The organism is Corallococcus sp. AB038B, assembly GCF_003668955.1.
Lineage (GTDB): Bacteria > Myxococcota > Myxococcia > Myxococcales > Myxococcaceae > Corallococcus > Corallococcus exiguus.
The window spans coordinates 369977-382740 of the sequence record NZ_RAWO01000007.1; the positions used below are offsets into that span (position 1 = coordinate 369977).

Here is a 12764-nt window from a genome sequence, read left to right on the forward strand (position 1 = left end):
CCTCGTCACCGCGCTCCCGTCGCGGTCTTCCCCATCCCCCGGAGTGAAATGAAGAATCGATTCCTCACACTCACCGTGATGACGCTGGTGGGCGGCTCCGCCTTCGCGGAAGCGCCTCCGAACCCGGCGGACCTGCGCCGCGTGACGAAGGCGCGCGAGAGCCTGGTCCCCGCCGTGGAGAAGGCCTTCGGGCCCAAGGCTCGCTTCGTCCAGCTCTTCGGCCAGGGCCGGGAGATGCTGGCGGGCATCGTCGCGGAGATCCCCGTGGAGCCGCTGGGGACGGATGACCTCCCGCTGCTGGCCATCGTCCGGTACGCCGAGGACACCGGCGCGGTGCGCGTGGTGGCCCCGGAGTTCAAGTACCGCGAGGCGCGCATCGTGGGTCAGGAGGTGGCGCTGCTGGACGGCGAGGGCACCCTGCGGCTGCGCGACGCGAACGGCCGCGAGCGGCTGCTCGCCGAGCAGGTGGGCGGCGACCTGTTCCCCACGGCGAAGGGGGACGCGCTGGTGGCCACGCTGAAGACGGGCGCCCCGGGCCCGCATGAGACGGCGGTGGGCATCATCGACATGAAGGGGCGCGTGAAGGTGCTGGCGGACGGCCCGGGCGTGGACGCGACGCCGAGCATCTCCCCGGACGGCAAGACGGTGGTGTTCGTGTCGGGCCGGACGAGCGTGGCGTCGTTCTTCGTCACGACGGTGGAAGGCGCGGAGCCCCGGCAGCTCACCAACGTGGGCCTGGAGAACTGGATGCTGTTCGGCGGCCCGCCGAAGGAGTTCGTGCCCCCGCCCGTCTCCAGCCACCACATGGAGTGGGTGAGCGAGGACGTGCTCCGCTACAACGCGGGCGGCGGCGTGTTCTGGACGCTCAACGTGCGCACCGGCCACGCGGCCGCGGACGTGGGAGGTGCGAAGTGATGCGCCTTCAGCGGCTCATGGTGGTGGCGGCGTTCGCGCTGCTTTCGCTTCCGGCGGTCTCCTCCGCGCAGACGATGTTCCGCTTCCCCGCGTCGCAGCTCGCGGATCAGTGCGGCAACGGCGGCTGCACGGTGAGCGCGTACAAGGACTACGGCGGCCGGGACTACGCCTGCGGTGGCGTGCGCTACAGCGGCCACACGGGCACGGACTACGCGCTGGTGGGCGGGTTCTCGAAGATGGACTACGGCGTCTGGGCGATGAACGCCGCCCGGGGCTACGTCGAGGCGTCGGTGGACGGGTACTACGACCGGTGCAACTACTGGAACCAGTCCAATCCCTATGCCGCGTGCGGCCTCTACACGGCGAACTACATCATCATGCGGCACCCGGACAACACGCAGACCTGGTACTGGCACCTGAAGGCATACACGCAGCAGTTCGCGCGGGGGACCACGCTCGCCTGCGGCAACTGGATTGCGCGCGTGGGCTCGTCCGGCGCTTCCACGGGACCGCACCTGCACTTCGAGTACTACGTGCCGGGCTACGGCACGGATGACCCCTACGCGGGCTCCTGCGGCACGCCCTACACGCGCTGGACCTCGCAGGGCGCGTACCGGGGGCTTCCCGGCATCACCTGCCAGTAGGCCGCGGGGCCTGTCGGGACGGGAGAGGCCAGGGAAGGCCCTCCCGTCCTGAACCGGGCGTCGCGCGGATGAAAAAGCGGGAGCGCCGGGGCGAAGTCGTTAGCGTGTCCGGGAACCCGCGGGCCTCTCCCCCGTGGCGCCGGAAGGAATTGCCCGTGGTGCTTCGTGGTGATGTCGCCGTCCTGCTGGAGAACGCCCCTGCGAAGCGCCAGGCGCTGGCGGAGGCCGCGTTCGTGTTCTTCGCGGTGCTGGGGCCCTCCTCGGTGGCCCGGCTGGGCCGAGGGGCCGCCGTGGCGGTGGAGCTGGCGCTGCTGGCGTGGGGGCTGATGCTCCTGCGTCCCTGGGAGTCCTCGCGCCGTGGCGCGTGGTGGGGCGTGCTGGGCCTGGTGGTGGCGCTGGGCGGCGCGGGCGCGGGCGCGTGGGTGGCGTCGGACGCGGAGATGACGAAGGGCTTTTCGCTGTCCATGGCGCCGCTGGTCATCCGGGCGCTGGGCATGTGCCTGCTGGTGGCGGTGCTGTTGTGGCGTGACGGTCAGGGACCCGCGCAGGTGGGGCTGGTGCGCGAGGGCTGGGCGCGGGAGCTGCTGCTGGGCGGGGGGGTGCTGGTGGGCACGTACGTGGTGCACCTGGCGGCGTCGGTGCCGCTGGCGGCGGTCGCGGTGGCGTTGAAGCTGGCGGGCGAGGAACTGGCGGCGCGCAAGGGCGTGGCGGCGGCGCTCTTGGACACGGGGCTGGGCATCCCGGCGTTCGCGGCCATCATGGTGGTGGTGACGGGCTTCGAGGAGTTCGTCTTCCGAGGCTTCCTGGTGCCTCGGCTGAAGGTGGTGCTGGGAGGCTGGGTGCCGGCCATCCTGGGGGCCGCGGTGCTCTTCTCCGTGGGGCACTTCTACGAGGGCACGCTGGCCGTCTTCCAGACGTTCGTGATGGGCGCCTGGTTCGGCTTCGTCCTCTGGTACCGGGGACGGCTGCTGCCGCTCATCGTGGCGCACGCGGCCTTCAACACCATCAGCTTCGCGCTGATGCTGTGGCTGTCGCGCTCGGGGTTCCTGGAGAAGCTGCCGCCCCTCTGATGAGAGGAGCGGCGCATGTGCAATTGATTACGCCAGCGCTCCGGGCATCAGCTCGGAAGCCAGCTCCCTTACGAGCTCTCTGGCCACTTCCGCGGAGGGCAGCCCTGAGTGGCGGGCCACTTCGTCCGGTAGGTGGCTGGAGGCCGCGTCCTGCTCCAGTTCGCGCCAGGCTTCACGGCGGGCCGTATTCACTCGCTCGCGGGCGTCCGGGGACAGCTGTTCCAGCGCCCACGCGTCGATGGCCCACGACAGCTCCGCGTGCCTCAGTTCGTCCGGGGCGATGGTGCCCAGGGACTCGCGCACCTGCGCGTCCTCCGCGCTCCTCGCCTGCCAACCCGCCAGCAGCGCGCCGTAGGTCTCCCGCACGCAGCCCTCCACCGCGTTCTCGATGGCGAGCGCTTCCAGTGACCGCGCCTGGAACGGCGCCACCTTCAGCTCCGGCATCGGGGCTCCGTGACGGCGGGCCAGCGACTCCATCGCTTCCGCGTGACGGACCTCGTCCTTCGCTGAACGCCTGGCGGCCCGCACCAGGTGCTCCGGGGCCCCGTGCACGGCCAGCTCGTCCGCGAGCCTTTCGAAGGCCGGCACGGACGCGGCCTCCAGGTGCGCCATCCTCGCGAAAAGCGCTCCCAGCGCGGGCGTCTCCGAAGCCACCGCGCCGTCGCTGCACAGTCCTTCCGGCCTCCGGCCCTCGCAGAGAAAGTGGGCCTCGCAGCTCACCTGTTCGATGACGCCGCCGTCCTCCCCCACCTCGGTCCCCTGGACGCGAGCACAGGGCGTCCTGGCCCCGAGCGCCTCGCACAACTCCTCACAGGAGGTGTCCTGCGTGGGGACGCTCCCGTCACGCAGGGTGGCGGGAAGTGGGAAGGTCTGCTGCTCCCAGTTCTCATCCGAATCACAGCCCCACGTCGAGGAGCACCCCAACCCCAACGTGGCGACGGGCGCGAGCAACCACAGACGCTTGAATACGGGACGCAACTTGCCGCGGGACATGCGGACTCCTGCTTCCATCACGAACCCGCCGGCCCTCGGGCTCCCGCAGCATACTTGAATCCTTGTCAGGCCTGCGGTGTCTGGGTCTGCGCGGAGCGCCGCCGCAGCCAGTTGCGCAGGAAGGCCTTCACCTCCGGGTGCTGCGACTGACGGAAGTGGTCCGGCGGGCCGTACTCCACCACCTGGCCCTCGTGCATCAGCGCCAGGTTGTCCGCCGTGCCGAAGGCAGAGGCCACGTCCGGCGTAATCACCAGCGACGTGGCGCCCAGCTGCTGCTTGCCCGTGGTGATGATCTCATTCACCGCCGCCGTGGTGAGCGGATCCAGACCCGCCGTGGGGTCGTCGTAGAGGAGAATCTTCGGCTGGAGGATGGTCGCGCGCGCGAAGCCCACGCGCTTCTGCATGCCGCCGGACAGCTCTCCCGGGAAGCGCGTGGCCGCGTGCGACAGGCCCACCTTCCCCAGCGTCTCGTTCACGGTCTTGGTGATGTCCGGCTCGGACATCTTCGTGCGCTCGCGCAGCGGGAACGCCACGTTGTCGAAGACGTTCAGCGAGTCGAACAGCGCGTTCGCCTGGAAGAGGATGCCCAGCTTGCGGCGCATCTGGTTGAGCTTGGGCTCGTCCATCTTCGCCACCTCCTCGCCCTCCACCAACACCACGCCCCGGTCCGGACGGATCAGGCCCATGATGTGCTTCATCAGCACCGTCTTGCCCGAACCGGACACGCCCATCAGCACGCAGGTCGTGCCCTCCGGCACCACCAGGTCCACGCCCCGGAGCGCGGGCTGCCCGCCAAACGACTTGTGCAGGTCCCGCACCTCGAGGGTCAGCTTCGGCGCCGGCTCACGGCTCGCGTCACTCATCGCCCCGGAACCCTACCGCGCACGCCCTGCCGGCCGCTCTGGATTCACGCTTGCCCGCTCCCCCGCTTCCGGCGCGCATGGCGCATCCCCAGGCCCCACAGCCCCAGCGCCAGCAGGCCCGTACCCACGGCCCCCCCAACGAGGACACTCCGCCCCAGGCCCCCGGCGGCGGGCCTCACCGGCACCAGCGCCGCGTCCCCCATCACCCCCAGCCCGGCCCACATCGCCGCGGGCTCGCCGTCCTCCCAGGCCTCGCGCTGGGCTTCTCTCAGCGCCGACGCCGCGCTCTGTCCCTCCGCCAGGTGCCGGTAGTAGCGCTCCAGCAACTCCGCGGCCTCGGCGTCGCGCATGGGCCACAGGCTGGCCACCACGGCTCGCGCTCCCGACTCGAAGAAGGCCCGCGCGAGGCTCAGCACGCCTTCTCCCGCGAGCAGCGCGCCAGAGGCTCCCCTGCAACTGGAGAGCACCACCAGCGCGTCCCGCAGCCGCAGCTCCGCGATCTCCCGGGGCTGGAGCAGGCCGTCCTCTCCCGCCGCGCCCGGGGCCAGCACCAGGGCGGAGCGCTCGGGGGACTCGACGTCCACGACCGCGTGCGCGGCCACGTGGAGGATGCGCACCGCGTCCCAACGGGACTCCTTGAGGGCATGCTCGGACGCCTCCGCTCCCACGAGCAACCGGGGCTTCACGGCCGTGTCCTCCAGGGCCTCGCTCACGGTGCGGCCCTCGCGGCGCGCCTCCGGAAGCGCGCCCAGGTTCGCCGTCTCCAGGAACACGCCGCCCCTCGCGGAGGCCACTTGCGTGCCTTGAAGGGTGCCGCCCCGGTCGGGATCCGCCAGGACCAGGGCCTCACCCTCGGGAGGCTTCGCGGGCTGCTCGCGCCAGTAGTGGAGCAGGCTCGCGGAGGGCACCCGCGCCAGTTCGTACCGGGCCATCAACGGTGGGCCGTCCGCGTGCTCCCGCAGCGCGGCGAACGGCAGGTCGTGCAACGGACCATCCGGCACGAGCAGCAGGCGCGACACCTTCGGTGGCAACTCACGCAAGGCGGGGGCGAGCAGCTGTGCGTAGAGCGCCGCGGCGGCACCTGCCTCCGAACCATCGCGGCGCTCGATGAGGCCCGACAGGAGCGCCACCGCGGGGCGCAGCCGTGCTCGCTCCGGGATGCGGTACGCGTGCGTGCCCTCTCGGGTCACCGCCAGCATCCACGCGCCGCCCGCGCGCTCACCCTGGAGGTCATGGTCCGTGCCCGCGAGGAAGACGAGCAGGGCCTCCTCCTCGCCCAGGCGCTGCTCGGTCGCGGCGAGCGACGCGAATGACAGCTCCGTGCGCTGGGTCGCGGGTCGCAGCTCGCGCTCCCGACGCTCCAACTCCTGGAGTTCACCCAGCAGCCGCGTTCGCTCGGACGCGGAAAGCGCGGGGTCCAGCAGCCCCCGCTGAATGACGGACAGGCTCCGCAGCACGCCGTCCCTCGCCTCCCGTTGCTCTGGTGGCTCCTCTTGCGCCGGGAGCGCGCGGGAGGCCACCAGGGCCTCGAACAACGTCCTCGCGCGCAGGCGCTCACTCACCGCGAAGGCTCGCTCCAGGGCCTCGCGGGGCGGCACGGCGGAGGTCTCTCCGGCCTCCAGGGTGCGGCCCGCGAGCCGGTGGTAGTCGCTGGCCCAGTTGGAGAAGAGCTCGGCCTGGCTGGAGGCGTCCCGCTGCCACTGGCGCAGCACCTCCACCGCGTCGAGCGCGCGCTCCGCGTGTCCCAGGGCCTCCGGCAGCGGTCGCGTGCGGAACGCCACCGTCGCCCGCGTGCGCCACACCGAGGCGAGGTAGAGCGGGTTGTCGTGCTCGGCGGCCAGCGCCAGGCCCTCGTCCACGTCACGCCACGCGGCGGCCGAGTCCACCGCCGCGCGGCGTTCGGCGCGCGTCCACAGACAGGTGATGCGCCGCTCGGTCATCCCCGTCTCCCGGGCGATGTCGATGCAGCGGCCGAGGGCGTCCTCCGCTTCGCTCCGCTCTTCAGGCCCGTCGCCCAGCAGCTCCGCCACGAGGCGCAGCGACATCGTCTCGAGGACCTTGCTGCCCGCGCGCTCGGACGCCATGAGCGCCTCACGTCCGAGCCGCAGCAGCGCCGACCGGCCTTTCGCGTTGGGACGTTCGTCCAGCCGCCGCCAGGCGAGGTTCGCGAGCGCGAAGCGGACGCGCGCCTCCGTGTTCGCGTCCTTCGTGCGCTCCGCCAGCTCCGCGAGCCGCCCGTACACGTCCAGCGCCTCGTCGAAGCGCCCCAGGTTCACGCTCACCGTCGCCAGTGGGACCAGCAGCTGCTTCTTCAGGCCGTCGGTCCCGTCCGGAAAGGCGAGCCCTTCCGCGCGCTTGAGCAGACGCCAGGCACGTCCCAGGTCCTGACCCAGGTCGGAGAGTTCGGCCGCCTCCAGGATGAGCGCGCGCACCTCCAGCCAGGGGTTCCCGGAGGCCCGGGCCACTTCGCCCACGCGCAGCACCCACTGGTGCGCCTCCACCGTCTGGCCGCGCAGGCCCAGCGCGGCGCGCAGGTTGATGCCGGCCATCACCTCGCCCTCGGCGTCCCCCTGACTCCGGAAGGCGAGGGCCGCGCGGCGATAGGACGCCTCCGCCAGGACGGGCTCGGAGTGCAGCTCCATGTGGCCGAGCACCAGCGTGAGCCAGGGGCGCTCCGGGTGCCGCGCGATGAGGCCCTGGAGCCTGCGCCGGGCCTCGTCGCGCGCCTCCTGCCCCTGGGCGTTCCGGAAGAAGCACATCGCCGCGTCGGAGCCCTCCGGGTGGGCGTCGAAGTCCTCCTCGCACCGGGCGAGCGCGGAGGACTCCGCGGCGGCCAGCGTGGGGGCGCACAGAGCCAACCCCACCGAAAGGGTGAAGCCGCCCCACCGCCCCACGCGCAGCCGCCGCACCCCCATCACCTCAGGTCCTCTGGGTTTCCACCCTGCATCCCCAGAGAGTGACAGGATCTCCGCCCGTTCCGGGATCCCTGCTGACCGGAATCTCACAGACATCCCGCGTGGGAGGAGGCGGCGGGTCGCCCTGCCCCAACCGCTCGATGACCAGGATGCCGGCGGACATCTTCCCGGCACCGGGCGGCAGGGTGAGCTGCGCGCGGACTCCGCCGGACGAAGGTGCCAGCACGCTCACCCGCAGCGGCACCGTCGTGCTCACGGTGCCCGTGACGGTCGCGAGCACGGCCCCGGCGTCATCCAGGATGCGCAGGGTCATGGGCACCGAGGACGACGGCCCCAGGATGCCCGCGTCCACCACGGAGGCCACCACCGTGTCGTTCGCGGCACCTGTCAGCGGCTCCGTGGTGATGATCATCGTGTACGACGGGAGCGCGGGCTGCGCGGCCGCCGAGACTCCCCACAGCATCGCCATCATGGACAGCGCACGCACCCATCCCCTGCCAACATTGATTGCCTTCATACGTCCCCCTCTGCTTGTCATTGAGCCACCGGCCTGGCCCAAGCGTCGCGGCACTCACCGCAACAGGTTCACGAACGTACTGCCGCGCTGGACGCTTCCATCCGGAAGCCGCGCTTCCACCTGCCACAGGACGCGCGCGCCGGAGGGCAACTCCGCGAGCACGTCCACCGGCACCGTGTATTCGCGCGACTCCAGCCGCTCCGCGCGATGGAACACCTTCAAATCCTCCGACGACACCTGCACGTTCCAGGACACAGCCTGGGGCACTCCGCTCCAGCGGAGCACGAACTGCTCGCGGGGAAGCGCGGTGGCGTCCGGCACCTGCGAGGTGATGGCCTCCGCCGCCCCACCGCGGATCCGCGTCGGATCCACTTGAGCCTGCTGCTGCCGCACCACCACGACCGCGCCCACCAGGACCACCACCGTCGCGGCCATCGCCGCCATCGCCTGCCGCCCCTGCCAGAAGCGCCGGGCGGTCAGGGACACCACCTTCGCGGGAGCCTCCACGCCTGTCGCGGGCACCACCGCCGGAGCCCCCCGCTCCGCCTCCGCCGCCGCCTGCGACATCGCCTTCGCCAACCGCCACGCCTGTGCCCACGCGGGATCCGCCGCGACGCGCTCGATGACCGCCCGGCGCTCCTCCACCGGCAGCTCCTGCCTCACCGCGCGCCAGACGAGGTCCGCGTCCACCGGCTCCCCTGCCGCGTCATCCTCGCGCAGCGCCGTGCGCAGCCGCTCCACGCCCTCGGCATCCAGCGTGTCATCCTCGGGACGGCGTTCGCTCACGGCTGGATTCCCTTCATGGAGAGACAGGCTCGCAGCGCGCTCAGCCCCCGGTAGATGAGGTTCTCCGTCCGCTTGGCCTCCCACCCCAGCAACTCCGCGGCCTCCGGGACGGTGTGTCCTTGCAGGTGTAGCGTCACGGCGAGGCGGCGGTCCTGCACCAGCGCCTGAAGACAATCACGCACGGCCCGCGCAATCTGCGAGGCCCCGGCCGCTCGCTCCGGGTCTCCCGGCGCCACCGGCTGGGCGGGCCCCTGCTCCACCTCCTCCAACGCCACCTCCTTGCGCGCCCCCATCCGGCGAAGCTCGTCGATGAGCGTCGTGTACGCCACCCGGTACAGGTACGCAGGGGTCAGCTCCGCCTGGCCCTGGGTGCGCCCGCGCAGCTCCACCACCTTCATCATCGCGACCTGCAACAGGTCCTCCCGCCGGTCCGCGAGCGACGCGGGACAGACGCTCGCGAGCGCCCGGCCCAGGTCACGTCGCAGCGTCTCCAACCCGGCATCCGGGGATGCACCCGCCCATGGGCCGTGTCGCAACTCCAAGATGCCTCCCCTCGCGAGAACGGGTGCCGAGCGTCATTCGAACGCATCATCGGCGGCAAGGAGAAGCCGGGCAATCCGCGAAAATTCCCCCGGAGCCCAGAGGCCCCGGGGAAGACATTCGCGCGCTACTGGAGATTCGCGTCCCAGGCAATCAGACGCAGGTCCCCGCCCCCCGTGCCCGTCGTCAGGCGCACGGCGGTGATGACGAAGCGAGCGCCCACGGAGGTGGCGGTGGTGGCCAGGCCCGACACGATGGCGCCCGCGCGCTCCTTGCCGGTGCGGTGCACCTTGCCGTCCGCGTCCACGTCCCAGGTGTAGACGCGCAGGTTGCCCGTGGTGTCCCGCACCGGGGTGACCACGTGCGCTCCCTTCACGCGCGCCGCGCTCAAGTCGAGGATGGCCTCGCCGTCCTCGTGGTCACGCCGCACCAACTGTCCGGCTGCCGTGACGTCGAAGGAGATGTTGCGCAGCACGCCGTTGGTCAGGCGCGTGCTGGCCACCACCATGTCGCGCACGCTGTTGCCAATCGTGACGGTGCTCATGGCCACGTCCGTCACCGCGCCCGCCAGATAGGAACCCCGCTGGAAGACGAGGTTCTGCGGGGTGATTTCCCACGCCGTCAGGCTCAGGTTGCCCTCGGGCGTGCGCACCGCCGTGACGACGCCGGTGAAGCGGCCCACATCCCCGGCGACGCGGCCGTTGAGGATGGGCGTCATGGCCACCTTCGTCGCCTCCTCGCCGAAGCCGTTGCCCCGGCGGGTCACCGTGTCCAGCGTCGCGGACGTCTCCCAGGTGCTGACCTTGAGGTGGCCCGTGGAGTCGCGGATGGCGCTCACCACGCCCAGCCCCTGCGGGAAGGTGGCGAGGTTGATCTCCGTCGCGTCCGCGTCGCCGCCGGCATCTCCCTTGCGCTCGATGGAGCCGTTCGCCGCGACCCGCCAGGCGATGATCTTGAGCTTCCCATCCCCGTCACGCAGCGCCGTCACCACGTCGCGGGTGGTGCTGCTGTGGGGGTGGGCCATGGCGATGGAGCTGGCCGCGCCCGCGGAGGCGTCATGCAGCTTCGTGAAGGTGCCGTCCCCCGCCAGCTGCCACGAGCCCAGCGCCAGCCGACCCGTCACGTCCCGGGTGGCCGTCACCACCATGCCGCCCGAGGCCGCCGTCGCCACCTCCAGCACCGGGTCCCCGGTGATGTCGCCCCGGCGCAGCAGCGGATCCGGGTGGATGGCCTGGGGGAACAGGTCGAGCGCCTCGTTCTGGAGCGGGACGAAGTCGAGCGACGAGTCGTAGTTCACCGCGCCGTCCTTCTGCCACGCCTGCGAGTAGGGCAGAGGCAGGGACGTGCCCACCGTCGTCGCGCCCGTCATGGGCTGAAGGTGCACGTGCAGGTGGGGATTCGACGAAGCGCCGGAGCTGCCCACGCGGCCCACGAACTGTCCGCGCTTCACGCGCACCCGCTGCGCCGCGGGGACAATCACTTCCCGGGGCAGGTCCCCCACGCGGTCCTCCGCGTCCGCCACGTAGGTGGCGTTGAAGGGACAGAGCTCCTCCGGGACGCTCCCGGGCTGCAGGTGCGCGTAGAGGATGATCTTCCCGTCGTCCGTGCGGATGTTCACGTGGTTGCCCGAGCGCGGGATGCGCAGCGGGTTGGAGGTGCGGCCCGGGTGGGGCACGTCGTCACCGCCGTACACCGCCGGCTTGAGGCCCTCCGGGGCGTTGCGCCAACAGGTGAGCACCTCGCCATCCGCGATGGCGGAGACGGGCAGCCCGTAGATGACCCAGTCGGAGTTCTTCGGGTTGGCCGCGTAGTCCGCGAAGGGAATCTTCACGCGGGTGAAGCGCTTCTCGTCGTCGTCGAAGCGCACGGCGCTCAGGTCGCGGTTGTGCGTGCCGCTGTGGTCGCTGGAGATCCACCAGTGGCTGCCCTCGGGCAGGTCCGCGCTGCTGCCTGGAAAGGCATACGTCTGCGCGGACGCGCTGACGCCCAGCGTGGTGAAGGCCACGGCGGTGAGCCGGGCCACGGAACGAAGGCGTGGGGACGGTGACATGGGGTTGCTCCTGATGGGTGGCGCCCGACGGCCGTGATGGCCCTCCGGTTTCGCGCCTGCCCCCACCCAACGGAAATGCCCCTTTTTTCCCCTCACCCCCGCCGCGAGATTCCTCTCCGCCTACCCGGCCACCACCGGCAGCGACAGTCCGAAGCACGTGCCCGTGTGTGCTGTCGAGACCACCTCCAACGTGCCGCCATGCGCCTCCGCGATGCGCCGCGCGAGGTACAGGCCGATGCCCAGCCCCTTGGAGCCGGGCCCCCGGGTGAAGCGCTCGAAGAGCGTGGGCAGTTGTTCGGACGGAATGCCCGTCCCCTGGTCGCGCACCGTCACGCGCACCCACGGCCCTTCCGGACGCGGCTGCGCCTCCAGGCCTATGTCCACGGGCTGTCCCGGTGGCGAGTGCTTGAGCGCGTTCGCCACCAGGTTCTCCAGCACCTGCCGTACGCGGTCTGGATCCGCGACCGTCACCAGCTCCTCGGGTCCCTCGAAGTGCACCGGGCGCTCGGGCGTGCTCGCAGTCGCGACCAACTCCCGCACCAGCCCCGTCAGGTCCACCGGCTGGGGACGCAGGCTGAAGAGGCCCTGGTCCAGGCGTCCCACGTCCATCAGGTCGTTGATGAGCCGGGTGAGGGAGCGCAGCGACGCGGCCGCGCCCGTCGCGTCCCGCAGGTCCTCCGGCGCTTGATTTCGCGCGGCGCGACGCTGGATGAGCTGGATGCGGGCCTGGAGCGGCAGCAGGTGGTTGGCCATGTCGTGCGCGAGCACGGTGATGAGTTCCTCGGCCGCCTTGCGGCGGGCCTGCTTCACCGCCAGCTTCGTCAGCTCCTGCACCAGCTCCACGCGGTGGGCCACCATGCCCACCCAGCGCGCCACGGCCTGCAGGAAGCGCAGGTCATGGGGGGTGAAGAAGTCACTCTGGGCCGACGTCACGGCGAGGACGCCCCGCGTCTCCATGCCGATGGGCAGCGGCACCATCAGGGAGGAGCGCACCCCCAGCCGGTGCTTGATGCCGGGGAGCTCGTTCGGATCCTCCTCCGCGCGGCCGGTCATGAAGGGGGTCTCCGTCTCGTACACCTGGACCGCGCGCCCGCCATTGGCCAGCGGCATCCGGTCCAAGCCCAACGATTTCTGCAGGAGGGCCATGGGCGTCTGGCTCGTGCCCACCGCGACGAGGCTCTGGCTGCTCTGCTCGAAGAGGAAGACGTCCACCTTGTCGGCGTTCAGCAACTCCGAAACGAGCTGGCCCGCCCTGTCCAGCGTGGGACGCAGCTCGGCCACGGGGAGGGCCAGCAACTGCTCCAGCGCCCGCAGCCGGGAGTCCTCCCATCCACTGTCTGTCTCTGATTTCGTGTCGCTCACGAGGCAACGGTGGGGACGCCCGCCGCCTGGAGCCACCCGCCGACGTGAGCATCACCTCCGGAGCGCGCGCCCCATGGGCCGCCCGGCCCCCTGCCCACACGTCAGGCGT

The 12764-nt window shown here is 71.5% G+C and carries 11 protein-coding genes; 3 read left to right on the forward strand and 8 right to left on the reverse strand.

What is annotated here, in order from left to right:
• Positions 1–48: 48 nt before the first annotated feature.
• The 3 genes from D7Y04_RS27005 (at position 49) to D7Y04_RS27015 (ending at position 2629) form a co-directional block, all read left to right on the forward strand.
• Entirely contained in the window at positions 49–915 is an 867-nt protein-coding gene (locus D7Y04_RS27005; protein WP_120599282.1) for a PD40 domain-containing protein, read from the forward strand.
• Complete coding sequence (locus tag D7Y04_RS27010; RefSeq protein WP_120580842.1) at positions 915–1559, forward strand: M23 family metallopeptidase; 645 nt, start codon at positions 915–917, stop codon at positions 1557–1559. The genes D7Y04_RS27005 and D7Y04_RS27010 overlap by 1 nt, the downstream gene beginning before the upstream one ends.
• Before the next feature lie 155 nt (positions 1560–1714).
• Positions 1715–2629, forward strand: a complete 915-nt coding sequence (locus tag D7Y04_RS27015; protein ID WP_233601594.1) for a CPBP family intramembrane glutamic endopeptidase — start codon at positions 1715–1717, stop codon at positions 2627–2629.
• 27 nt (positions 2630–2656) lie between these two features.
• On the opposite strand, the gene D7Y04_RS27020 is transcribed toward D7Y04_RS27015, so the two are convergent.
• The 8 genes from D7Y04_RS27020 to D7Y04_RS27055 form a co-directional block, all read right to left on the reverse strand.
• Positions 2657–3622, reverse strand: a complete 966-nt coding sequence (locus tag D7Y04_RS27020; RefSeq protein WP_121761125.1) for a hypothetical protein — start codon at positions 3620–3622, stop codon at positions 2657–2659.
• A 65-nt stretch (positions 3623–3687) separates the two neighbouring features.
• A complete protein-coding gene (locus D7Y04_RS27025) occupies positions 3688–4485 on the reverse strand; it encodes an ABC transporter ATP-binding protein (RefSeq protein WP_120581540.1) in 798 nt (265 codons plus the stop codon).
• 44 nt (positions 4486–4529) lie between these two features.
• Positions 4530–7400 carry a CHAT domain-containing protein gene (locus tag D7Y04_RS27030; protein WP_233601595.1) on the reverse strand — a complete coding sequence of 957 codons (2871 nt, stop codon included), beginning with the start codon at positions 7398–7400 and terminating at the stop codon, positions 4530–4532.
• 4 nt (positions 7401–7404) lie between these two features.
• Positions 7405–7887: a hypothetical protein gene (locus D7Y04_RS27035; protein WP_121761126.1), complete on the reverse strand. Its 483-nt coding sequence runs from the start codon at positions 7885–7887 to the stop codon at positions 7405–7407.
• 84 nt (positions 7888–7971) lie between these two features.
• Entirely contained in the window at positions 7972–8703 is a 732-nt protein-coding gene (locus D7Y04_RS27040) for a hypothetical protein (RefSeq protein WP_121761127.1), read from the reverse strand.
• Positions 8700–9245 (reverse strand): RNA polymerase sigma factor, encoded by a 546-nt coding sequence (locus tag D7Y04_RS27045; RefSeq protein ID WP_121761128.1) that lies wholly within the window; start codon positions 9243–9245, stop codon positions 8700–8702. Before D7Y04_RS27045 ends, D7Y04_RS27040 begins: the two co-directional genes overlap by 4 nt.
• 125 nt (positions 9246–9370) lie before the next feature.
• Entirely contained in the window at positions 9371–11293 is a 1923-nt protein-coding gene (locus D7Y04_RS27050; RefSeq protein ID WP_121761129.1) for a M23 family metallopeptidase, read from the reverse strand.
• 120 nt (positions 11294–11413) lie between these two features.
• Positions 11414–12655 carry a GAF domain-containing sensor histidine kinase gene (locus D7Y04_RS27055; RefSeq protein ID WP_121761130.1) on the reverse strand — a complete coding sequence of 414 codons (1242 nt, stop codon included), beginning with the start codon at positions 12653–12655 and terminating at the stop codon, positions 11414–11416.
• Positions 12656–12764: the final 109 nt, after the last annotated feature.